The organism is Pseudomonas sp. GW460-LB5 (genome assembly GCF_059423245.1).
Window position 1 is genome coordinate 109,534 of record NZ_JBWKXT010000005.1, and the last position, 23,262, is coordinate 132,795.

A 23,262-nucleotide genomic window follows, 5' to 3' on the forward strand; every position below is an offset into this window, starting at 1 on the left:
TGCCCCGCTTCAGAACCACGCGTGGCATTGGCCTGCACCAGCCGCAGGTCAACGAGCATCACCTGCAGGCCTCCGGCCTGCCCGAGGATGGTCGACTGCGGCTGCTCAGTTTCAACATTCAGGTCGGCATCAGCACCGAGCGCTACCGGCATTACCTGACCCGCAGCTGGCAGCACTTGCTGCCGCACAACGGGCGTGCCGGCAACCTGCAGAAGATCGGTGAATTGCTGGCCGACTTCGACCTGGTGGCCTTGCAGGAAGCCGACGGTGGCAGCATGCGCTCGGGCTACGTCAACCAGGTCGAACACCTTGCCCAACTGGGGGCCTTCCCTTATTGGTATCAGCAGCTCAACCGCAACCTTGGGCGTTTTGCCCAGCACAGCAATGGCGTTCTCAGCCGGCTGAAGCCGCAACTGCTCGAAGATCACCCGTTGCCCGGCCCGGCCGGCCGTGGGGCGATCCTGGTGCGTTTTGGTGAAGGTGAAGACGCCCTGATCGTGGTGATGATGCACCTGGCGCTAGGAGCCAAGACCCGCGCCCTGCAACTGGGTTACATCCGCGAGCTGATTGGCGGTTACCGCCACCAGGTGCTGATGGGCGACATGAATACCCATGCCGCCGACCTGCTGGAGCACTCGCCGTTGCGCGATCTGGGCCTGATTGCCCCGCAAGTCGAGGCAACCTTCCCCAGCTGGCGTCCGCAGCGTTGCCTGGACCATATCCTGCTCAGCCCAAGCCTCACGCTGGAGCGTGTCGAGGTGTTGGCGCGGCCAATTTCCGACCACCTTCCCGTTGCTGTCGAGATTCGATTGCCTGATGCATTGACTGTGGATACGCTGCCGGCCTTGAGCTAATTGCCATCACCGTTTGCGGACCCCGGCATGACTGAAGACGCTGAGCGCTGGAAAGAAAAATACCTTAAAAGCATCGAGCAGCAAGAAAAGCTCGAACGCCGCTGGGACGCCCGTCTCGACCTGCTGCGTCGTGGTCTGGTGCGCAGCACCCTGGCTGCCGAAGGCAGTGACAAGGTGGTGGACGCGTGCATGAAGGAGATGCGCGAGGTTATTCGCAGCGACAACATGGATGCTGGCCTCGCCGGGTTGATTCCGCGCCTGGAAAAAGCGGTGCTGGACTCCGAACAGCGCCGGGAAACCCGCATGAATCAGGTCAGCGATGCGTTGACCGCGCTGGTCGGCCAGCTGCAAGCCTTACCGCTGCCCAGCGATATCTCGCGGCCGTTGAAAAAGCTGGCAAAAAAACTCGATGGTGGGGTTGCCCAGTCCCGCGATCTGCCGCCGCTGTTGGGCGAGCTGAGCGGCCTGCAGGGGCTTGCACTGTCGGCCCTTGGCAAACAGGCGGACGAAGCCCGGCCCGGCTTTTTGCAACGGTTGTTTGGCAGCCGTGAGGACGACCCACAAGGCGAGCCGGTGCCGGTGCCGGTGCCTGTTGCTGAGGCGCCCCAGGCTGTACAGGCCAGTACCGAAGCCCCGCAGCGTGACGATGTGGATGCGCTGCAACCGCTTTCCGCTTCGGCCGCCGAAGCGATCGGGTTGCCCGAACCGGATCTGGAGGTGTCTGGCCCGGCGCTGATTGAAACAATTGAAACATCAGCCGCCCAGCTGCCGCAGGATGATGCGCCCGACCTGGGGGCTGACGTCAGCGAACCTCTGGCAGAAGCACAGCCGGCACCCACGCTCGAAGAAACCTTCGGCGAAGACGGCCCCTATGCCCTGCCCTACGCGGTTGAACCGCCGTACAGCCAGGTTGCGGCGCACATCGAAAAGACCCTGATCGGCCTGCTCGATGACCTGAGCCTGCCCGAACGGCACAAGGCTCAGGCGCTGGAAATGCGCGAGCGAGTTGCCCGTGGCCTGAACTGGTACGAGCTGATCCCGGTGCTGGATGACCTTGCCGTGCTCATGCTGGCGATCACTGACAGTGGCCAGCACGAATTCGAAACTTATCTGCAACAGCTCAATGAGCGCCTGGAAGGGTTCCAGAGCCACCTGCACGAGGCCAGCGCCGGCCACGCCGACAACAGCTTTGCCGCTCGCGAGCTGGATACCCAGTTGCGTGAGCATGTCGATGGGTTGCAAACCAGTGTGCAGGGCGCCGCTGACGTCGATAGCCTCAAGCACATCCTGGAAAACCGCCTGGAAGGCCTGCTGGTCACCATGGACGAGCACAAGCACGAACGGGATCGCCGCGAGCAAGAGCTGGCGGGGCGCCTGCAAGGCCTGTCCGAGCGGGTGGCAAACATGGAGCACGAAGCGCTCGGTTACCGCGAGCACCTGGAAGAGCAGCGCCAGAAAGCCCTGCTTGACCCCCTCACCGGCCTGCCCAACCGCGCGGCCTGGAGTGAGCGGGTAGAGCGCGAAATGGTCGAATGGCAAGAGAACGGCGGCCATCTGGCCATGGCTATCCTCGACCTGGATCACTTCAAACGCATCAACGACAGTTATGGGCACCTGGCGGGTGACAAGGTACTGAAGATTGTTGCGGACCAGTTACGCAAGCGCCTGCAGGGTCGTGACTTCATCGCCCGTTTCGGTGGTGAGGAATTCGTCCTGCTGCTCCCTCAGAGGTCGCCGGCTGCCGCTGCCCAAGTGGCGGAAGTCATGCGGGCCACGGTGGAAGCCTGCCCGTTCCACTTCAAGGGCGAGCGGGTGGTCATTACCACCTCCATAGGCCTGGCTGCGTTTCGCTCCGGGGAGCGCGCCGACCAGGTACTCAAGCGCGCCGATGCGGCGCTGTACCGGGCCAAGGAGCAGGGCCGCAACCTGGTCGAACAGGGCTAGCCTGCAAACACTGACCCACGGTAAGCGCGGCCATGGGGAGCACGTTATACTGTAGCGCTGATTCGCTGAGGCCACTGACGTGCTTTCTACGCTAAAAAAAACGCTGATCCCCTTTCTGCTGTTGTCTATCGCCGGTTGCTCGACGGGCCTGCGCATTGACCGCAGCCACCCCTCGGCCAACCAGGACAACCGCATCCAGTTCGTTGTCCTGCATTACACCAATGCTTCGCTGGAGCGCTCCCTGGCGTTGCTTACCCATGGTGAGGTCAGCAGCCATTACCTGATCGGCGACGGCCCGGCGACGGTGTATCAACTGGTGGATGAGAACCGCCGTGCCTGGCATGCCGGTGACAGCCAGTGGCAGGGGCGCACCTGGCTGAACTCCTCGTCCATTGGGATCGAGATCGTCAATCCGGGGTTTACCGACACACCGAACGGCCGGGTCTGGCACCCTTACAGCGAAGCGCAGGTGCAATCGCTGATCGCGCTGCTCAAGGACATTGTCAAACGCAACAACATCGAGCCGCGGCACATCATCGGCCACAGCGATATTGCCCCGTTGCGCAAGCTGGACCCGGGGCCGCTGTTCCCGTGGAAGCGCCTGGCTGATGCCGGGCTGGGTATCTGGCCGGATGCCAACGCTGTGGCGCGGCAGCAGGCCTACTTCAGCGTCAACCCGCCAGGCATTGGCTGGTACCAGCAGGAGCTGGCGCGGTTTGGCTATCAAATCGAGCAGACCGGGGTGCTGGATGTGGCCACCCGGCATGTGATTGCCGCGTTCCAGATGCGCTTCCGCCCTCAGCGCTTCGACGGCATGCCGGATGCGCAGACGGCAGCGATGCTGCAGGTGCTTAACCGCATGCGCTGAGCCCTGCAGGAGCGGCCTTGTGTCGCGAACGGGCCCCAAAGCGGCCCCGGTGACCAGGCAAAAGCTGAGATCCCGGGGGCTTTGCAGCCCGTTCGCGACAAGGCCGCTCCTGCAAAGGCCTGCGTAAACTGCGGATAAGCGCCAAACGGTGAGGGTGATTCTCGATTCAGTTGCTATACCTTAGTTATCAACTGGATGCCTTTGATGTCAGCCATCATCACCCTGCTGCGCCAAATTTTTTACCGTCCCTGGATGCTGGCCTCCTTGGCAGCGCTGGCCAGCGCCGCCCTGTTGCTCTCTGCCAGCATTGGCATTGCCCTGCAACAGATGAAGCAAAGCGAGAGCGAGCAGATGAACGCCCAGGGCGAGCGATTTCTCGACCGCCTCGAACAAGTGTTTGGCCAGTTGCGTGAAGGGGTCGACCTGTTGCAGGCGCAGCCCTTGCGTGGCTGCAGCCCGGCGATGCTGGCGGCGTTGCAACAAGTGGGCCTGAGCTCGCGGTTCATTTATGAAGCGGCTTATGTGGACGGTGATGTCGCCTGCTCCAACCGTGGCGATGAGCGGGCGTTCGAACCTCTGCGGGCACCCGACATTCAGGGGCCGACCTACAGCTACTGGTTGAACACCACCACCGAACCCAACGAGAACCTGGCTGCACTCATGCTGGGCCGGGGCAAGTTCGTGGTCTCCACCTCGCGCGGGCACCTGACCGACGTGGTCGATCTGCCCCCGGGCGGCAGCCTGGTGGTGGTGCTGGACAACGGTGCCCGGGCCATTCCGGTACTCGGCCCGCCCCAGGTATGGCCACCGCCCTCCGCATGGTCGAACGGCCACAAGTCATTGCTGGAACTCAGTGATCGGCTGATCTACCGAATGCCGACCAAGTCGCCGGATTACCAGCTGGTGCTGATAGCCCCGAGGGCGAGCCTGCCGCTGAGGATGAACGGCATGCTCTGGTTGCTGTTCCCCGGTAGCGTGCTGGCGGCCTGCTGCATCGGTTGGCTGGTACTCCAGTTGATCCTGCAACGACGGTCGATGAGCTCGGAGTTGCAGAATGCCTTGCGCCGTGGCGAGCTGCAGGTGCTCTATCAGCCAATCATCGAGCTCGACAGCCGGCGTTGCGTGGGTGCCGAGGCGCTGGTGCGCTGGCGTCGACCGGACGGCACCCTGACCAGCCCGGACTTGTTTATTCCGCTGGCGGAGAACACCGGGCAGATTCGCCAGATCACCGATTTTGTCCTGCAACGGGTGCTTGAACAGCTTGGGCAGCTACTGCGCTCGCACCCCAAACTGTACATATCGATAAACCTGGCGGCATGCGATGTGATGGTGCCGCGTATTGGTCGGGTGGCGGCCCGCCTGTTGGCCTTGCATCGAGTGGCGCCCAGCCAGATTGCCTTTGAGGTGACCGAGCGTGGCCTGATCGATGTGGTGGTAGCCCGTGACAACCTGCAGGCGCTGCGCGCCGTGGGGCATCAGGTGCTGATCGACGATTTTGGTACGGGTTATTGCAGCCTGGCCTACCTGCAGACCTTGCCGGTGGACTGCCTGAAAATCGACAAGGCGTTCATCGATGCCCTGGGCCATGATGCCGCCAGCAGCGGCGTTGCCCCCCATATCATCCGCATGGCCCATGACCTGCACCTGCGGGTGATCGCCGAAGGGATCGAGTTCGAGGACCAGGCGGTGCTGCTGAACAGCGAGGGGGTCAACTATGGCCAGGGCTGGCTGTTTGCCCGGCCTCTGAACGCCCGGCAATTTGCCGAGCTGGTGACCCGCGGGCACCTCCCGCGGCGGGTATAGGCGCGTTACCGCATTCAGACCGGCAACGCCATGTAGAACTGGGTCCCCTGCCCCGGTCGGGAAAATACACCCATGCGACCGCCGTGCAGCTGGACGATCTCCTTGCACAATGCCAGCCCCAGCCCAGCGCCGCCTTTCTTGCGACCTACCTGCACGAAGGGTTCGAAGATGCGCCCCTGCTGCCCATAGGCGATGCCCTCGCCGTTGTCCTCGACGCTGATGATGACCCGTTCCGCATGCCGCCGGGCATGCAGGCGGATACGCCCGCCGTTGGCAGTATGGCGGACGGCGTTGTGCAGCAGGTTGTCCAGCACGCGGTCCAGCTGGGCGGCATCGGCCTGGATGCGCGGCAGCGGCGCTTCCAGTTCCATGGTCAATTCGATCTGCTTGTGCGCTGCCTGCTCCGCAAACCGCAGTCGCGCCCGCTCAAGCAGCTCGTCGAGGGAGCATGGGGCCAGGTCCAGCTTCTGCAGCCCGCTCTGGTAGCGCGAGAAGTTCAGCAGGTCGTTGATCAGCTGGGTCAGGCGCTGCATTTCTTCGCCGATGGTTTCCAACAGGTCGTTCTCGCGCGCCTCGGGCGGGAATTTTACCCGCTCGCGCAACAGGCCGAAGGCCATGTGCATGCCAGTCACCGGGGTACGCAGTTCGTGGGAGGCGCGCAGCACGAACTCGCTGCGCACCCGCTCGAAGGCCCTTTGCTCGGTCACATCGTGCAGCACCATCACCGCACCCAGGATTGGCCCCTGCGGGTGGCTGACCGGGGTCAGGCTGTAGGTGAGCAGGCGTGATTCTTCATCAACCTCCATGTTCAAATCGTCAGGTGGGCGGTCGAGGTTGCCTCCGCGTAGCACCTGGCGCAGCTGTTGCTCAAGCTCGGGGCGCTGCAAGGCTTCTGCGAGGCTGCTGCCGACGCGGCTGTCGTTCCAGCCCAGCTGGCGCTGCGCTACCGGGTTGAGGTGCTCGAGGCGGCCTTGGCGGTCGATGATCAGCAGACCGTCGTCAATGCTGTCGAGCACGGCCTGTAGACGTTGCTGACCAGCCAGCAGTTCGTCAACGTTGGTGGCCTGGTGCTTGCGCAAGGCATCGGCCATCAGGCCAAAGCGACGGGTCAGCTGGTTGAGCTCGGACGCCTGAGTGACCGGCAAGGTGACGTCGAAATTGCCTTTGCCCAGCTGGTCGGCCGCCTTGGCCAAGGCTTCGATCGGCTGGCCGAAACGCCGGGCGATGTTGTGCGCGGTGATAAAGCCCAGTACCAGCACCACCAGGCCCATCAGGCCCAGTACACCGCTGACCAGCAAGGCTCGGTCACGGGTGCGTTCCTCGCTACGGGTAATCAGGTCCAATGCCTGCTTGTGGGAATCGATCAGGTCGCTGCGGACCTGGTTGAATGCGGCCCCCAACGGCTGATCGAGACCCATGCTGCGAGCGGGTGCGGCGCTGTCGCGATAGGCCTGGAGGAAGGCCTGGTAATTGCTGCTGGCCTTGCTGAAACCGGTGCGTTCACCGCCTTGCTCCAGCCCTTGATTGAGCAGGGCCTGGAAGTTTTCCTGTAGCAGCCGCAGGCTTTCCGGGGCGGTGTCTTCATCCAGGATCAGGGTCAGCTGTTCGCCCAGGTTCTGGCGCAACTTCAGGCCCACTTCCAGGGCATGGGTGGTTTCACGCACCAGCTGCTGTTGCACTGTGGCCATCTGCAGCACGCTGACCAGGCCCAGCAGGAGCCCTAGCAATGCCACGGTCACCAGCGCCGAGATGCTGAGGAAAAGCCGCGTGCGCAGCTTCATGGGTGGCCACTTCATAGGTTGTACTGCTTGCGCTTGCGGTACAGGGTTGAAGCATCGATGCCCAAGGTCTTGGCGGCTTGGTCCAGGGTGTCGCTGGCGGCCAGCACGGCGCCGATATGGGCGCGCTCCAGCTCATCCAGGCTCAGGGCGGCGCCCACGCGCGGGGCATTGCTGGCGGGTTGTTCGCCCATGCCCAGATGGCTGATTTCCACGCGTTCCTGCGGGCAAATGATGCTGGCCCGTTCCACCACGTTGCGCAGTTCGCGAATGTTGCCAGGCCATCGGTAGTTGAGCAGGGCCGAGCGTGCCTCGTCACTGAACCCGCGAGCGGGGCGGGAGTATTCCTTGACGAAGCGGGCCAGGAAGCGGTCCGCCAGGGTGAGGATGTCCTCACTGCGCTCGCGCAGCGGTGGCAGGTGCAGTGTGATGACGTTCAGGCGGTACAGCAGGTCTTCACGGAAGCGGCTTTCGCGCACCATCTCTTCGAGGTTCAGGTTGGTAGCGGCCAGAATACGCACATCTGCACGTCGGGTGACCGGGTCGCCTACGCGTTCGTATTCCTTGTCCTGGATGAAGCGCAGCAGTTTGGGCTGCAAGGTCAGCGGGAAATCGCCGATCTCGTCGAGGAACAGCGTGCCACCATCTGCCTGGCTGACCCGCCCCAAGGTGCTTTCGCTCGCGCCGGTGAAGGCGCCACGGGTATGGCCGAACAGCTCGCTTTCCATCAGCTCGGCGTTAAGCGACGGGCAGTTGATGGTCACGCAGGCTTTGCGTGCACGCTTGCTCCAGCCATGGATCGCCCGTGCCAGCTCGCCCTTACCGGTGCCGGACTCGCCCAGGATGAGGATGTTGGCGTCGGTGGTGGCGACCTGGCGGGCGGTTTCAAGCACCGCCATCATGGCGGGGCTATGGGAGTCGAGGCCGTCCTTGGGTTTGCGGACTTCACCTTCCAGGGCTTCCAGGCGCGCTGAAAGCTGGCGCACCTCCAGTTGCTTGGCCGTGGCCAGGCGCAACTGGTCGGGGCTGCACGGTTTGACCAGGTAGTCGGCAGCGCCGGCCTGAATCGCGTCTACCGCAGTGTCGATCGCCGAGTGCGCGGTAACGATCACCACGCGCATCCACGGGGCCTGGATACGCATCTGCGCCAGCACATCGAGGCCGTTGTCTTCACCGAGGCGTAAATCGAGGAAGCACAGGTCGAATACCTGTCGCTGCAGCAAGGTTTCGGCCTGGGCGGCGCTGTTGGCCGTGGCCACGCTGTATCCCTCGTCTTCCAGGCAGTAGCGGAAGGTGCGCAGGATCGCGGACTCGTCATCCACCAGCAGAATGCGGCCTTGGTTGTCCTGGGCTGATTCCATTTCCTGTGCTCCTTAGGGATAGATCTTTATTTAGTGTGGGAAAAATCGGGCAAGTTGCATGGTCAATTCTGAAGGATTCTGTCCTTTGCATGCTAGCCAACGGCCAAACGATACGTAAAAACCGCTATTTGCCAATGATTTACTTAGAGGCACGCACTGGCACATTGGTTGCGATGTTTTTCAGATTTTGCCTACGAAGGAGGAACAGCCATGCCCTTTTCCCTGCGTACTGCCGTTTTGGCAGCCACCCTGCTGCCAATTTTCACCCCGGCCGTGGCCGACCCGGTGCAGGACGCGCGCCTGGAAGGTGCCCTGCAAACCGCACTGGCACTGAACCGCATGCTCGACCCATTCCGTATAAAGGTTGAAGTGGACGGCAAGCAGGCGCGGCTTTCCGGTGAGGTGGAGAGCGAGGTCGAGCGGCAGCTGGCCGAAGATGTGGCCCGGGCCACCCGGGGCATCGAACACATTGAGAACCAGTTGCAGGTCAATGCCCAACTGGTCGAGCACCCGCTGGAGCAGCGTGCCTACGCCCAGCGCCTGGAGGACGCCACCCTGGCGGCGGTGATCCGCGCCCGGCTGTTGTGGAGCCGCACCACCGAAAAAGCACCTATAGAAGTACAGAGCAGCGACGGCGTGGTGACGTTGCGCGGCAGGGTCGACAGTGCCGAAGCCAAGGAGCTGGCAGGCGTGGTGGCGCGTACCACCGACGGCGTGCACTTGGTCAATAACCTGATCAGCCTCGATACCGCCGCCATGGCCAAGGCGCGGGAAACGCCGGTGGGGGCGCCAACCGGGCCGCAGCCGAGTGACAGCTGGATCATCGACAAGATCCAGAGCAGCTACCGCTTCAGCCGCAACCTCGATGGCCTGAACCTGAAGGTGGCCAGCGAATCGGGGATGGTCAGGCTGTCGGGTGAGGTGGTCAGCGCTGAGCAGAAAACCATCGCCGTGGAGATCGCCCGGCAGATCATCGGCGTACGCGGGGTAGATGCCGACCTGCTCAAGGTGGCGACCAAGGTTGAGGGATGATCGTGCAATTCGCACGACCCTGCAGGCGACATCGTGCAGGATACGTCCTCGCGGTTCACTTGATGATTATGTAAGTGATTGATTTATAAACATTTTAATTAAATCAAAAGGCTGGCATGCAGGCTGCAATTACCTGTTCAGGTTTGAACAAAAATTACAGCAGGAGGAGCCGGCATGAACCGCCAATCCGTCAACCGCTCACAGATCGCCGCACTGCCTTTGCGCCAGATGCTCACGCTTGGCATGGCGCTGCTGCTGACCTTGGCTGCTGGCCTCTTCTATTACAGCTGGCAGACAGCGCGTCTGGCTGACCAGGTGGCAGCTCAAACTGCCCTGTTGACGCAAATTCAGGCAACCCGTGCCAACACCCTGGTCCAGGCGGCTGACCGCCTGCCAGCGGGCCAGGCCACTGCCTCACCGGCCACCCTGGAAAATGTCGTACCCCGGGACCGCTGGGTTTTCTGACCTGCCGACCCGATCGATTCCGCAAAAAGAAAGGAGAACTACCATGCTGAGCTGGGCTATCACTTTCCTCATCATCGCCATTGTCGCTGCCGTACTGGGCTTCGGTGGTATAGCGGGCGCTGCGACGGGTATCGCCAAGATCCTGTTCATTGTCTTCCTGGTGTTGTTCGTAGCCTCCTTCTTCTTTGGACGTGGACGAGGTTGAAAATGAGCAGGAAGCTTTGTTCGGCCCTTGCCGCCGCCCTGTTGCTGGGCGGCAGCGCGGCGGCCATGGCGGCCAATGACGGCCAGGTCCGGGTCGACCAGTTGCTCGGCTCGGACCCGGAGTATCGGGATACCTGGCAGGACACGATCAAGGGCGAGGAACGACTGCCCGATTGGGTAGTCAATCTGACCGGTAGTGCCCAGCAGCAGATGTCTGCCGTTACCGAAGACGGCGACAAATACTTGGTCGGCCCCCTGTGTGAAAAACAGGACAACTGTACCTACAAGCGGCTGATCGTGGCCTTCAGCTGGGACAAGGATGATGCCTACGGGATGCTCGTGGAGGTACCCGAGGGTTTGCCCAGCGACAAATCGCCCACTCGCCATGCGCAGTACCGCTGGCTGGGCAAACCCGATGACGGCATGAAGGCGATGCTGCAGGAGCAGCTCAAACGTGACCCTAACTGGTACTGAGCATTTTTTTGCCGGTATTGCGGTGTAAGGGTATCGACTGTCACGTAATAGAAGCTGAACCTTTCTATAGTTCAGCCTTCTATGATGCGCCGCCCCGAGGAGGGGCAGCACATGACCAAGGGGCCGGGCTGTTCTGGTTGCTAGAGAACCGGAGTGGCCTAGGGGTACAGGGAGTGCCTCCAGCAATGGGCCGGGTCAGGAAAGGCGGAATCGGAAGTATCAGGTCGGCGGTGTCACAGGGACACCTTGCAGACCTGACTTCCGAGGAGCCATGTAGGAAACGTCCCTTCCCTTGCGCGTTTTTTCCCTCAAGACACATTTTGTCTCGACCGTACATCAACTTTTTTTCGACCTCGATGGCGCTTCTTCAAGTGTCATTTCCGCCATTCGGATTGTCGAACAGGCCATCTTTCATGTGCTTTGCATACCGTCAAATCTGCCGAAATATGGCGGTTTGGACTTGTTCGGGATTCCGAACGTTATAAATCAAGCACTTGCCGACGCTCTGTTTTAGTGCAAATCGATATGCGTAAACGGCATGGGGTATGCGTTTCCGGCATTAGATTTCCCCCTTTGCCATCGCAATAGTTGCCGCCTTTTTCGCTGGCACGAGCGCCCTGTCGCTCGCCTGCGCTGTCCTTACATGAAGTCGCCGGAAGGAAGATTTGCTGCCCGTGACCTGGCCTATGGCTTTGTCACGGGCGTTTTCGTCCGGTGCCATGACCACTAGAACAAAGGGTAAAGACATGAAGAAGGCAAAACTGAGCCTCGCCTGGCAGATCGTCATCGGTCTGGTCCTGGGCGTTGCAATCGGCGCGCTGCTGAACCACTTCAGCGCGGAAAAGGCATGGTGGATCAGCAACGTTCTCCAGCCCGCCGGTGACATCTTCATTCGCCTGATCAAGATGATCGTCGTCCCGATCGTGATCTCGTCGCTGATCGTGGGTATCGCCGGGGTTGGCGACGCGAAGAAACTGGGCAGTATCGGCCTGAAGACCATCATCTACTTCGAAGTGGTGACCACCATCGCCATCGTCGTGGGTCTGGTGCTGGCCAACCTGTTCCACCCGGGCGCCGGCATCGACATGAGCACCCTGGGTACCGTGGACATCTCCAAGTACCAGGCCACTGCGGCTGAGGTGCAGCATGAGCACGCGTTCATCGAAACCCTGCTCAACCTGATTCCGTCGAACATCTTCGCAGCGCTGATGCGTGGCGAAATGCTGCCGATCATCTTCTTCTCGGTAATGTTCGGCCTGGGCCTTTCTAGCCTGCAGGCAGAACTGCGTGACCCGCTGGTACGCACCTTCCAGGCTGTATCGGAAACCATGTTCAAGGTCACCCACATGATCATGAACTACGCCCCGATCGGCGTGTTCGCCCTGATCGCCGTGACCGTGGCCAACTTCGGCTTCAGCTCGCTGCTGCCGCTGGCCAAGCTGGTGCTGCTGGTGTACTTCGCCATCGCCTTCTTCGCCTTCATGGTGCTGGGCCTGGTAGCCCGCGTGTTCGGCTTCTCGGTGATCAAGATCATGCGCATCATGAAAGATGAGCTGATCCTGGCCTACTCCACCTCCAGCTCCGAAACCGTGCTGCCGCGTGTGATCGAGAAGATGGAGAAGTACGGCGCACCGAAGTCGATCTGTTCGTTCGTGGTACCGACCGGCTACTCCTTCAACCTTGACGGTTCGACCCTGTACCAGAGCATTGCGGCCATCTTCATTGCCCAGCTGTACGGTATCGACCTGTCGTGGAGCCAGCAGCTGCTGCTGGTGCTGACCCTGATGGTCACCTCCAAAGGTATCGCCGGCGTGCCGGGCGTATCGTTCGTGGTCCTGCTGGCCACCCTGGGCAGCGTAGGCATCCCGCTGGAAGGCCTGGCCTTCATCGCAGGTGTCGACCGCATCATGGACATGGCCCGTACTGCACTGAACGTGGTGGGCAACGCCTTGGCTGCATTGGTCATCGCGCGCTGGGAGGGCATGTACGACGCGGCCAAAGGCGAGCAGTACTACGCCTCGCTGATGGCCGACAAAAAGGAAGCTGTAGTCGCTGGCGAAACCGCCAAGCGCTGAGCCTTACCGCTGTTTGATAAAGAGCCCCGACCTGTCGGGGCTTTTTGTTGTCTGTGAGATCTTGGGCCGCGTTGCGGCCCTATCGCGACGCAAGGCCGCTCCCACAAGGGCGGGCGTTCACCGATCTTTGTGGGAGCGGCCTTGTGTCGCGATACGAGGGCGCAGCCCTCGCCTGCGATCGCCAGTCAGGGGCTGCGATACGCTATCATTCGGGCATTTTTCAGGGGGTACACGCGGATGCTCAACGGCCTTTGGCTTGGCTTTTTCCTGGTGGCGGCGGTGTCCGCCCTGGCCCAATGGCTGGTAGGCGGGAACGCTGGCATCTTCGCGGCAATGGTCGAAAGCATCTTCGCCATGGCCAAGCTGTCGGTCGAGGTGATGGTGCTGCTGTTCGGCACACTGACCCTGTGGCTGGGCTTTCTGAAGATCGCCGAGAAGGCCGGTATCGTCGAATGGCTGGCCAAGGTGCTGGGCCCGCTGTTTGCCCGCCTGATGCCGGAGGTGCCGCCCGGCCACCCGGCTCTTGGCCTGATAACCATGAACTTCGCCGCCAACGGTCTGGGCCTGGACAACGCCGCCACGCCGATTGGGCTCAAGGCCATGCGCGCGCTGCAGGAGCTGAACCCCAGCAGCACCACCGCGAGTAACGCGCAGATCCTGTTCCTGGTGCTCAACGCCTCGTCGCTGACGCTGCTGCCAGTCACTATCTTCATGTACCGGGCCCAGCAGGGCGCGCCAGACCCGACCATGGTGTTTCTGCCCATCCTGCTGGCGACCAGCGTCTCGACCCTGGTCGGCCTGCTGTCGGTGGCAGTGATGCAGCGTTTGCGCCTGTGGGACCCGGTGGTACTTGCCTACTTCATTCCCGGCGCCTTGCTGCTGGGAGGGTTCATGGCCTTTCTCGGCACTTTGTCGGCGGCCGCGCTGGCCAGCCTGTCGTCTATCCTGGGCAACCTCACGCTGTTTGGCGTGATCATGCTGTTCCTGGTGATAGGTGCCCTGAAGCGGGTGAAGGTGTATGAAGCCTTTGTCGAAGGCGCGAAGGAAGGCTTCGATGTGGCCAAGAACCTGCTGCCCTACCTGGTGGCGATGCTGGTGGCGGTGGGTGTGCTGCGCGCCTCTGGTGCCCTGGAGCTGGCCCTGGACGGTATCCGTCATGCGGTGAACTGGATGGGCCTGGACACCCGCTTTGTCGAGGGCTTGCCCACCGCGTTGGTCAAGCCGTTCTCTGGCAGCGCAGCACGGGCCATGCTGATCGAGACCATGCAGACCCAAGGCGTGGACAGTTTCCCGGCCCTGGTGGCGGCAACGGTTCAGGGCAGCACCGAAACCACCTTCTACGTACTGGCCGTGTACTTTGGCGCCGTGGGCATCCAGCGCGTGCGCCATGCGGTAGGCTGCGCACTGCTGGCCGAGTTGTCCGGGGTGATCGCGGCGATCTTCGTCTGCTACTGGTTCTTCGCCTGAACCTTCAACTGATCCTGGTTGGCCTGGGCAATCGTCCAGTTCACCACCTGCCCCACCAGCTGGTCGCTGGCCTGACCAAAGCCGGCGACCACCGCTGACACCTGTTTGTCGGCAAGGGGCTGGCGAATCTCGAAGCGCTTGCTGGCCAGGATGCGCTGGTTGCGCCCCTGAACCAGGCGGGCATCGTAGCGGATCACCACTTCCACCGCCCCGCCCGGGCGGTATTCACTCTGAAACGCCTGCAACTCGCCAGCCAGCTCGTAGTCGGCCTGCAGGTTGCTGTCGTCGGCACTCAAGCGCTGCACCTGGCCGTCACGCTGGAAACCATCGAGCAGGCGGTTGCGCAGCAGTACCGGGGCCGCATCGCTCCAGCGCGCGCCCTTGTAACTGCTGACCACATCGCCTTGGGGAATGACGGCAATGCGCGGGCCAGCCAACACCTCACTGGCCAGCGGTTTGTTCAGGCGCAATGACCAGTCCAGCGGCGCCGCTGTGCGGCTGGGCTGGTTCACCGGCAGGCGGTAGAGGTCGACGGGCTCGGTCTGGGGCAGGATCGAGCAGGCACTGGCCAGGCTCAGCGAGGCCGCCAGGGCCAGCAGGCGCAACGACGGTTTCATGGCTGGAACTCCTTGTTGTTGTCGCGGCCGAGCAGGTAGCCGCTCGGGTCGGCCTCCAGTTGCCGGGAAATGCCTTTGAGCGCGTTGAGGGTTTCGCGCAGCTCGCGAATGGCTGGGGTTAGCTGGTTCAGGCCTTGTGCGCCGTCGCCGAGGGCCTCGCTGTTGTTCTTGAGCAGGTTGTTGATGGTTGCCGTACTTTCAGCCAGTGACTGCATGGCCTGCTCGGCGCTTCCGATCGCCTGTTTGCCTTGGCTGCCGAGCAGGCCGTTGGCGTTGCGCATCAGCGCCTGGGTTTCGGCCAGGGTCGCGCTGGCCTGCTTGCCCACCTGCACCAGCTGTTCGATGGCCTCGGCGATGCCACCGTGCTGCCCGGCAAAGGCGCCGGTGGTCTTGTCGAGGTTGGCCAGGGTGTTGCTGAGGTGGCCGATGTTGTCTTCCGAGAACATCTGGTTGGCGTTGTGCAGCAGCAGGTTGACGTTGGTGACGAGATCGCTGCTGTCATTGAGCAGGCGCGAGATCGGCGACGGCGAGGCAATGATCACTGGCAGCTTGCCGTCCTTGCCCTTCAGTTCAGGGCTGTGCGGAGTGCCGCCGCTCAGCTGGATGAACGAGTTGCCTGTCACGCCGGCCAGGGTCAGCTTGGCCTGGGTGTCTTCTTTCACTGGGGTGTCGCCGCTCAGGCGCACCCGGGCCAGTACCCGACGCGGGTCCTTCGGGTCCAGCCGCAGGGTAGATACATCACCCACCTTGATACCGTTGTACTGCACCGGGCTGCCGCGCGACAGGCCGGAAACGGCTTCGTTGAACACCACTTCGTAATCCTTGAAGGCGTCATCGACACTGGACTTGGTCAGCCATAGGCCGAACAGCATGGCACCAGCCACCACCAGGACGGTGACCAGGCCGATAAGGACATGATGGGCTCGGGTTTCCATTGCTCAGCGCTCCTGCCTGGCACGGGTGGCAGCCTGCTCGGCTGCGCGCCCGCGTGGGCCGTGAAAGTATTCTTGAATCCAGGCGTCGTTGGTCTGCTCGACCTCGGCCAGCGGGCCGGCCACCAGGACCTTTTTTTGCGACAGCACCGCGATGCGGTCGGTAATGGTGTACAGGGTGTCGAGGTCGTGGGTGATGAGGAACACCGACAGGCCCAGCGCATCGCGCAGCGTCAGGATCAGCTGGTCGAATGCGGCGGCGCCGATCGGGTCCAGGCCGGCGGTGGGCTCGTCAAGGAACAGGATGTCCGGGTCCAGTGCCAAGGCGCGAGCCAGCGCTGCACGCTTGATCATGCCCCCTGACAGCGAGGACGGGTACTTGTCGGCGGCCGAGATTGGCAACCCGGCCAAGGCCAGCTTGACGCCGGCCAGGTGCTCGGCATCGGCGCGGGACAGCCCGGCGTGTTCGATCAACGGCAAGGCCACGTTTTCGGTGACGGTCAGCGAAGAGAACAGTGCGCCCTTCTGGAACAGCACGCCGAAGCGCCGTTCGACCAGTGAGCGCTGTTCTTCGCGCAGGCCCGCAAGGTCCTGGCCGAACACCTTGATCAGCCCTTCATTGGGCCGGCGCAGGCCAATGATGCTGCGCAGCAGTACCGACTTGCCGCTGCCCGAACCACCGACCACGGCCAGGATTTCGCCACGGTAAAGGTCCAGGTCGAGGTTTTCATGCACAACCTGGCGGCCGAAACGGTTGCAGATGCCGCGGGCTTCGATCACTTTTTCCCGAGCATTCACCAGCCCATCTCCATGAAGAACAGGGCGGCCACGGCGTCCAGGACGATGACCACAAAAATCGACTGCACCACCGCAGAGGTGGTGTGTGCGCCCACCGATTCGGCGCTGCCGCTGACCTTGAAGCCTTCGAGGCAGCCGATGGCGGCGATCAGGAAGGCGAAGAACGGCGCCTTGGCCAAGCCCACCAGGAAGTGCTGCACGCCTATATCGGTTTGCAGCAGCGAGAGGAACATCGCCGGCGAGATGCCCAGCGACAGGGCGCATACCACTGCACCGCCGACAATGCCGCAGATCATCGCGATGAAGGTGAGCAAGGGCAGTGAAATCAGCAGTGCCAGTACCCGTGGCACCACCAGCAGCTCCATCGGGTTCAGGCCCAGGGTACGGATGGCGTCGATTTCCTCGTTGGCCTTCATCGAGCCGATCTGCGCGGTGAAAGCGCTGGCGGTGCGGCCGGCCATGAGGATGGCGGTCAGCAGCACGGCGAACTCGCGCAGGAACGAGAACGCCACCAGGTCCACGGTGAAAATGGTCGCGCCGAATGCGGCCAGTACCGTGGCACCGAGGAAGGCCACCACCGCGCCCACCAGGAAGGTCAGCAAGGCGACGATGGGGGCCGCGTCCAGCCCGGTCTGTTCGATATGTGCCACAACCGGCGTGAGGCGCCAGCGGTGCGGTGTCAGGGCGCGGCGTAGCAGGGTCTCGAAGATGACACCGATGAAGCCGAGCAACTGCATGGAGTCTTGCCACAGTGTGCCGACGGCACGGCCGATGCGTTCCAGCAGCATCAGCAGGACGTTGCGCTCGGGCTCCTTGACCGGGATGCAGTAGTCCTGGACCGAGCAGTAGACGTTCTTGAGCAGTGCGCGGCTGGCTTCGGGCAGGTCCTCGGCACAGTGTGACAGGCGTTCTGAGCCGAGCAGCTCGGCCAGCAGCGAGGCCCCGGCGGTGTCCAGGCGGCCCAGCTGGCTGAGGTCGGCGACGGTGTCAGCAGTGTAGTGCGCGCGTAGCTGCTCGCTCTCGCGCCTGAGGCTGGCGTAGTGCGCCAGTGTCCAGTCACCGGTTATGCGCAGGCAGGCCGGTTGGCTGCTGGCATCCAGGGTGGCGCTGGGTGGGGTCATAGGCTCCATGCAATTGACTCGGCGCTAAGGCTTAAGGGCTGATCATAGCGCAGCCGGCATGGGCTGTTAGGTGATTATGTGCTGTGTGTTGATGCCCCGGGGGCGCATAGCGCCCCTTTCATTTACTGCGCTGGCGTGTCGTCGACCACCTTGAAACGCAGTACGCCAATCACCTGGCCATCTTCGGTCAGCACCCTCACCTGCCACTTGCCCACCGGGTTTGGCGGGAAGTTCTGCTTGTGGGTCCAGGCCCGGTAGCCTTCCTTGCGCCCGCCATGGATGTCCAGGGCGATGCGGTCCACCTCTTTGCCGTCCTTTTGCCACACATGGTAGATCCGCTCGTTCAGGCCGCGTGGTGCGTTGATGGCGGTGTAGGCGTACAGGCCGCTGCTGCGTATGCGGCTGGCGGCAATTTCGTCCAGCGACTCGCCGGGCTGGCGGTTCAGCACTTCGGTACTCACCGCCACCTCGGTCATCCACAGGGTTGCTGGCGGTACCCAGGAGCGCAGCAGCCAGCCCCCGGCACCGACCGACAGGGTGACCAGCACCAGCGCCACGGCGCGGCGCCAGTTGTTGATCGGGAAGCTGCTGGCCAGGCTGGGGAAAGACAGCGCCATGGCCGCGATCAGGGCCAGCTTGAAACTCTGCGCGGTTGTCAGGTGCAGGATGATCGGCAGCGCGGTCAGCAGGGCGGCGAACAGCGTCAGGGTATGCAGCGCCAGGAACAGCCAGCGCCGTGGTGCCAGCCATTTGTAGTACAGCGGATCGATGATCGAAATCAGGCCTGCGGCACCGAGCAAACCGGTGAACACCAGCTGGCCGCTGTTCCAGGTGGTGGTGATGAAGAAGAACGGCAGCACGAAGAACAGCGTTTCTTGGTGGATCATCTGCGTCGCGTAGCGCAACAGCGGCTGCGGGATTTCGCGGTTGAAAGTACGCGCGAACAAGCCGGTGAGGGTGTTTTCCAGCATCAGCCAGACCCAACTGACCAGCATGAGCACGGCAACCCAGCTGGCCAGGCCGGCTTGCCTGTCGACCAGGATGAAGCTGCCTATACCGGAGAGAAAACCGCCGAGCGCGATGATGCCGGGGTAGCGTTTGAGCAGTTCGATGATGCGCTGGACGATATGGGGAATTTGGGGCATTAGGGGCTACAACAGAAAGGATGAGTTGGCTGTCCGGGCCCCTTCGCGGGCATGCCCGCTCCCACAGGGTTCGGCGATAATGCAGTCCCTGTGGGAGCGGGCGTGCCCGCGAAGGAGGCGGTACTGGCAAAAGGATACCGCCGATTCACCGCTGCCGTGTAGCACCACTCGGCCGTTCAGGCCCATGCCGCCGCCAGCGCAGCAACCCTGCTGCCAGGACCACCCCCACAAGCAAAGCGATCAAGCCGTAAAGCTCGTCATAGCCAAGCAACGGCTTCTCGATGCGCACATAGCCATCTTCCTTGAGCAGTTCTTTCAGCGCCTCGTTGGCCTGTTCAAGGCTGACCTGGCGCAACTTGCGCACCGGGTTCGCAAAACGCCCGTCGGTATAGTCGTTCAGCGCTCCCCAGTAGTAGTCGGCCAGGGCACTGTTGCCCTGGGTGCTCCAGCTTTCCTTGGCCACGCTGGCGTCCTTGATGCGGGCGAAGGTGTCCGGGTCGAGGCCTTCCTTGCGAAGGTGTTCGAACAGGGCCTGCATCACCTTCACTGCCTTGTCGATGTCATCGCGCTCCAGGTCGGCGTTGAGGCTGAGCAGGCCGGTGTCGCCAAAGCTCTCACGCTGCACCGTGGGTCCGTAGGACAGCCCGTTGCGCAGGCGCAGCTGGTCGTACAGCGCCCAGTCCAGGTAGCGTGACAGCAGGTCGAGGGTGGCCTGGTGGTCGTTGTCCAGCACCGGTTCGATGAACAGCCAGTGCAGCTTGACGCCATCGCCCAGCCAGCCGCGGGTCAGGTCGCGACGCTGCTCCGCCTGTTGGGTGATGCTTTCAAGGTTGCGGCGCTCTTCCGGTTCAGTGGCGGGTAGCTCGCCAAAGGTGCGCTCTAGATAGGCCGGTAAGAGGCGGTCAAGGCCACCGACCATGATCAGGGTCATGTTGTTGGCGGCGTACCAGCGATCACGCAAGGCTTGCACCTGCTCCAGGGTCATGTCGTCGATATTGGAGCGCTCCGGGCATTTCAGGCCCAGCTCGGTGGCCAGCTGGTCGCTGGCAGGGTGGCCGATGTCCTGGCGGTCGAGCCAGCGCTGCAGGTGGCCATAATGGCCGCCATCTTCGCGCTCGATGATGCGCTTGGCAGTGGTCAGGGCTTTGGCGTCGATGCGGGTATCGCGGATAACCGCCAGCAGCAGGTCGAGGACCTTGCGCTGGTTGCGCGCCGGGGCTTCGATGACAAAGGTGGTGTCGGCGCTGCTGGTGTAGGCGTTCCACTCGCCACCCAGCGCTTGCAGGCGCTCTTCCAGGCCGCCCTCGCCCGTTTCGTCAATGCCGCTGAACAGCAGGTGCTCAAGCAGGTGAGGCAGTTCTTTCTGCTCGCAATCGAAGTCGTCCAGGCCCACCCCGACCACCAGGCGGATTGCCACGTGGTCACGTTCGTAGCCGTTTTTCAGGATGATCTGCAGGCCATTGGGCAGCAGGTAGCCCTCGACTCGCGAGCGGTCGAGGGCCAATGAGGGCAGGCTGCAGATCAGCAGGCAAACGAACATCAGGCAACGCATGGGCGAGCGAGGGTCCTTTTGTAGGCAGAATCAGGGCAGACGGGCTTCGTCCGGTACGCTGTCGAGCATCAGGCCGCCGGTGTCCGAGCCGCCTAGTACCACATAGGCACTGCTGCAGAACAAAGAGTTCAACCGTTTCATGTCGGCAATCAGTTCCAAGTGTAGCGAACTGGTCTCGATGCTTTGCACCACCTTACGCTGCAAGCGGCTGACATGGGCGTGCGCCAAGCGCCGTTCCTGGGCGCGAAAACGGCGTTTTTCCCGCAGCAGCAAGCGGGCGCTTTCCGGGTCGGCGCTGAGAAACACCGACAGGCCCAGGCGCAGGTTGGCCAGTAATTGCTCCTGCAGGCCGGTCAGCTCCTCCAGGCCTGTCTGGGAAAACTCCCGGCGCTGGCTGGTTTTTTGCTGCTGGACCTTGCGCAACATGCGCTCGATCAGGTCGCAGGCCAGCTTGAGGTTGATTGCCAGTTCGATGATCTCCGCCCAGCGGCGGTTGTCCTGCTCGCTAAGGTCTTCGCGGGACATCTGCGCCAGGTACAGTTTGATCGCGCTGTACAGGGCTTCGGCGTCTTCGGCCAAGGCGCGAACCTGCTGTGGCAGGGCGGTCTGGGTTCCGCGCAGGGCGCCGAGCATGGCTTCGAGCAGGCTGTCGACGATATCGCCCAGGCGCAGGGTTTCGCGGGCGGCGTTGGCCAAGGCCAGGCTGGGCGTTTCCAGTGCCGAAGCGTCCAGATGGCGTGGGCGCACTTGCCCGTTACCGGTTTCGCGCTCAGGCAGCAGTGTGTTGCACAGCCGGCCCATGAGTTTGACTGTGGGTAGCATCAGCAGGCAGCGCAGCGTGTTGTAGAGCAGGTGAAAGCCGATGACCAGCTCTTGTGGGCTGAAGCTGAGCGAGTCCATCCACTCCACCAGTGGGTGCAGCACCGGGATGATCAGCACCAGGCCGAACAGCTTGTACAGCAGGCTGCCCAAAGCTACCCGGCGCCCGGCGGTGTTCTGCATGCTGGTGCTGATGAAGGCCAGCAAGCCACTGCCGATGTTTGCGCCGACCACCAGGCCGATGGCCACCGGCAGGCTGATGACTTCGGCGCCGGCCAATGTCGCAGTGAGCAGTACGGCGGCCAGGCTGGAATAGGAAATCATGGCGAACATGGCGCCTACCAGGGCGTCCAGCATGATGTCGCCGGTCAGCGAAGCAAACAGCACTTTTACGCCTTGTGCATGGGTGATAGGCGCAGCTGCCTGCACGATCAGCTCCAGCGCCAGAATGATCAGGCCAAGCCCGATACCTACCCGACCTAATTGGCCAGCGCGCGTCTGCTTGCGCGAGAGGAAGAAAATAACGCCCAGGAAGATCAGCAGCGGTGACAGCCACGACAGGTCGAAGGTCAATACCCGGGCCATCAACGCGGTACCCACATCGGCACCCAGCATGATCGCCAGGGCCGGGGTCATGGCCATCAGGCCCTGGCCGACGAAAGACGTGACCAACATGGCGGTGGCGTTACTGCTTTGCACCATGGCGGTGACCAGAATACCGGCTATGAAAGCCAACGGACGCTTGTCCATGTTCTGGCTGATGATGCGCCGCAGGTTCGAACCGAATACCCGAAGGATGCCGGTACGCACGATGTGGGTGCCCCAGACCAGCAGCGTCACGGCCGAAAGCAGGTTGAGCAGGGTCAACATGGCGAAGGCCCCCTGTTGCACTGGCCCATAGGGCCCAGAAAAAGAAACGTGAGCGTTTGAAGAATTTTCGGTGCTCACTCAAAGCTTTAGTTGTTTTGCGCAGCTGTCGCCAGCTTCGCATGGCAGTCATTTATTTGAAACACATGGAAATGAATGATTGCCTGTGCGCGCTTTTTTGCGGGGTGAACCCGCTCCCACAGGGATCGTGTTCAGAAAGCGGGCATGAAAAAGGGCCCCGAACGAAGGGCCCTTTGGTTTTCCTGCACTCCCTGGTTTTATTGACCCGGGATGTCCTTGCGCAGTTTCACCGGCTCCTGTTCTGTGCCTTTCTTGCGGGCCGAGGCAGTGCGCATGCGGATGTTGATAGCTTCCACTGCCAGCGAGAAGGCCATGGCGAAGTAGACATAACCCTTCGGTACGTGCACCTCGAAAGCCTCGGCGATCAGCACGGTACCGACCACGATCAGGAACGACAGTGCGAGCATTTTCAGCGACGGGTGTTTGTCGATGAAATTGCTGATCGCACCGGCGCACAGCATCATCACCAGCACGGCTACGACGATGGCGGCGATCATCACCGGTACGTGGGAAACCATGCCCACTGCGGTGATTACCGAGTCCAGCGAGAACACGATGTCGATGATGGCGATCTGGATAATGGTGTAGAAGAACTTGCCACCTGCGCCTTTTGGCTCATCCGGGCTTTCGTCCTCGCCTTCCAGGCCGTGGTAAATCTCTTGCGAGCTTTTCCACAGCAGGAACAGGCCACCGAAGAACAGGATCAGATCACGTCCGGAGATGCCCTGGCCGAACACCACGAACAGGTCGGCAGTAAGGCGCATGACCCAGGTAATCGACAGCAGCAGCATGATGCGGGTAACCATGGCCAGGGCCAGGCCAAAGATCCGGGTGCGCGGCTGCATGTGCTTGGGCATGCGGCTGACCAGGATCGAGATCATGATGATGTTGTCGATACCGAGGACGATCTCAAGCGCGGTAAGGGTAAAAAAGGCAACCCAGATTTCCGGGCTGGTCAGCCATTCCATGTAGTTTCCTTCGAGCGGTAATGGCGACGCGCCCCGG

At 62.3% G+C, this 23,262-nt stretch carries 19 protein-coding genes and 1 pseudogene; 10 read left to right on the forward strand and 10 right to left on the reverse strand.

Going from position 1 to position 23,262, the window contains the following annotated elements; all coding sequences use genetic code 11:
* Positions 1–21 precede the first annotated feature (21 nt).
* The 4 genes and pseudogenes from AC07XM_RS05870 to AC07XM_RS05885 all read left to right on the forward strand — a co-directional run bounded on the left by AC07XM_RS05870 (position 22) and on the right by AC07XM_RS05885 (position 5,469).
* Positions 22–854 (forward strand): annotated as a pseudogene (locus tag AC07XM_RS05870) (endonuclease/exonuclease/phosphatase family protein).
* A gap of 27 nt (positions 855–881) precedes the next feature.
* Positions 882–2,798, forward strand: coding sequence for a GGDEF domain-containing protein (locus tag AC07XM_RS05875; RefSeq protein ID WP_102689252.1), 1,917 nt, complete (start codon positions 882–884; stop codon positions 2,796–2,798).
* 79 nt (positions 2,799–2,877) lie between these two features.
* Positions 2,878–3,666: an N-acetylmuramoyl-L-alanine amidase gene (locus tag AC07XM_RS05880; protein ID WP_016484281.1), complete on the forward strand. Its 789-nt coding sequence runs from the start codon at positions 2,878–2,880 to the stop codon at positions 3,664–3,666.
* A gap of 204 nt (positions 3,667–3,870) precedes the next feature.
* Positions 3,871–5,469 (forward strand): EAL domain-containing protein, encoded by a 1,599-nt coding sequence (locus AC07XM_RS05885; protein ID WP_016484282.1) that lies wholly within the window; start codon positions 3,871–3,873, stop codon positions 5,467–5,469.
* A gap of 14 nt (positions 5,470–5,483) precedes the next feature.
* On the opposite strand, the gene AC07XM_RS05890 is transcribed toward AC07XM_RS05885, so the two are convergent.
* A complete protein-coding gene (locus AC07XM_RS05890) occupies positions 5,484–7,265 on the reverse strand; it encodes a KinB sensor domain-containing domain (protein WP_016484283.1) in 1,782 nt (593 codons plus the stop codon).
* Positions 7,262–8,608 carry a sigma-54-dependent response regulator transcription factor AlgB gene (gene algB, locus AC07XM_RS05895; RefSeq protein ID WP_016484284.1) on the reverse strand — a complete coding sequence of 449 codons (1,347 nt, stop codon included), beginning with the start codon at positions 8,606–8,608 and terminating at the stop codon, positions 7,262–7,264. The genes AC07XM_RS05890 and algB overlap by 4 nt, the downstream gene beginning before the upstream one ends.
* Before the next feature lie 210 nt (positions 8,609–8,818).
* Between algB and AC07XM_RS05900 the strand changes: the two genes are divergently transcribed.
* The 6 genes from AC07XM_RS05900 (at position 8,819) to AC07XM_RS05925 (ending at position 14,325) form a co-directional block, all read left to right on the forward strand.
* Positions 8,819–9,640 (forward strand): BON domain-containing protein, encoded by an 822-nt coding sequence (locus tag AC07XM_RS05900; protein WP_102689253.1) that lies wholly within the window; start codon positions 8,819–8,821, stop codon positions 9,638–9,640.
* 174 nt (positions 9,641–9,814) lie between these two features.
* Positions 9,815–10,105 (forward strand): hypothetical protein, encoded by a 291-nt coding sequence (locus AC07XM_RS05905; RefSeq protein ID WP_016484286.1) that lies wholly within the window; start codon positions 9,815–9,817, stop codon positions 10,103–10,105.
* Between the two features lie 43 nt (positions 10,106–10,148).
* Positions 10,149–10,310, forward strand: a complete 162-nt coding sequence (locus tag AC07XM_RS05910; protein ID WP_003252966.1) for a DUF1328 domain-containing protein — start codon at positions 10,149–10,151, stop codon at positions 10,308–10,310.
* A 2-nt stretch (positions 10,311–10,312) separates the two neighbouring features.
* Positions 10,313–10,783, forward strand: a complete 471-nt coding sequence (locus AC07XM_RS05915) for an inhibitor of vertebrate lysozyme family protein (protein ID WP_016484287.1) — start codon at positions 10,313–10,315, stop codon at positions 10,781–10,783.
* A gap of 746 nt (positions 10,784–11,529) precedes the next feature.
* On the forward strand, positions 11,530–12,858 hold the full coding sequence (gltP, locus tag AC07XM_RS05920; protein ID WP_016484289.1) for a glutamate/aspartate:proton symporter GltP: 1,329 nt from the start codon (positions 11,530–11,532) through the stop codon (positions 12,856–12,858).
* Between the two features lie 237 nt (positions 12,859–13,095).
* Entirely contained in the window at positions 13,096–14,325 is a 1,230-nt protein-coding gene (locus tag AC07XM_RS05925; protein WP_060519857.1) for a nucleoside recognition domain-containing protein, read from the forward strand.
* On the opposite strand, the gene AC07XM_RS05930 is transcribed toward AC07XM_RS05925, so the two are convergent.
* The 8 genes from AC07XM_RS05930 to AC07XM_RS05965 form a co-directional block, all read right to left on the reverse strand.
* On the reverse strand, positions 14,307–14,942 hold the full coding sequence (locus AC07XM_RS05930) for an ABC-type transport auxiliary lipoprotein family protein (protein WP_016484291.1): 636 nt from the start codon (positions 14,940–14,942) through the stop codon (positions 14,307–14,309). The genes AC07XM_RS05925 and AC07XM_RS05930 overlap by 19 nt on opposite strands.
* Complete coding sequence (locus AC07XM_RS05935; protein WP_016484292.1) at positions 14,939–15,877, reverse strand: MlaD family protein; 939 nt, start codon at positions 15,875–15,877, stop codon at positions 14,939–14,941. Before AC07XM_RS05935 ends, AC07XM_RS05930 begins: the two co-directional genes overlap by 4 nt.
* A 3-nt stretch (positions 15,878–15,880) precedes the next feature.
* Positions 15,881–16,672 carry an ABC transporter ATP-binding protein gene (locus AC07XM_RS05940; RefSeq protein ID WP_016484293.1) on the reverse strand — a complete coding sequence of 264 codons (792 nt, stop codon included), beginning with the start codon at positions 16,670–16,672 and terminating at the stop codon, positions 15,881–15,883.
* Positions 16,669–17,802, reverse strand: coding sequence for an ABC transporter permease (locus AC07XM_RS05945; protein WP_102689254.1), 1,134 nt, complete (start codon positions 17,800–17,802; stop codon positions 16,669–16,671). The genes AC07XM_RS05940 and AC07XM_RS05945 overlap by 4 nt, the downstream gene beginning before the upstream one ends.
* A 113-nt stretch (positions 17,803–17,915) precedes the next feature.
* Positions 17,916–18,938 (reverse strand): DUF5924 family protein, encoded by a 1,023-nt coding sequence (locus AC07XM_RS05950; protein ID WP_016484295.1) that lies wholly within the window; start codon positions 18,936–18,938, stop codon positions 17,916–17,918.
* Between the two features lie 145 nt (positions 18,939–19,083).
* The gene (locus AC07XM_RS05955; RefSeq protein ID WP_016484296.1) at positions 19,084–20,490 is read right to left on the reverse strand and encodes a M16 family metallopeptidase; all 1,407 of its coding nucleotides are present in this window, start codon (positions 20,488–20,490) and stop codon (positions 19,084–19,086) included.
* Positions 20,491–20,520: 30 nt separating this feature from the next.
* On the reverse strand, positions 20,521–22,179 hold the full coding sequence (locus AC07XM_RS05960) for a Na/Pi cotransporter family protein (RefSeq protein ID WP_016484297.1): 1,659 nt from the start codon (positions 22,177–22,179) through the stop codon (positions 20,521–20,523).
* A gap of 275 nt (positions 22,180–22,454) precedes the next feature.
* Positions 22,455–23,225 (reverse strand): TerC family protein, encoded by a 771-nt coding sequence (locus tag AC07XM_RS05965; RefSeq protein WP_016484298.1) that lies wholly within the window; start codon positions 23,223–23,225, stop codon positions 22,455–22,457.
* Positions 23,226–23,262: the final 37 nt, after the last annotated feature.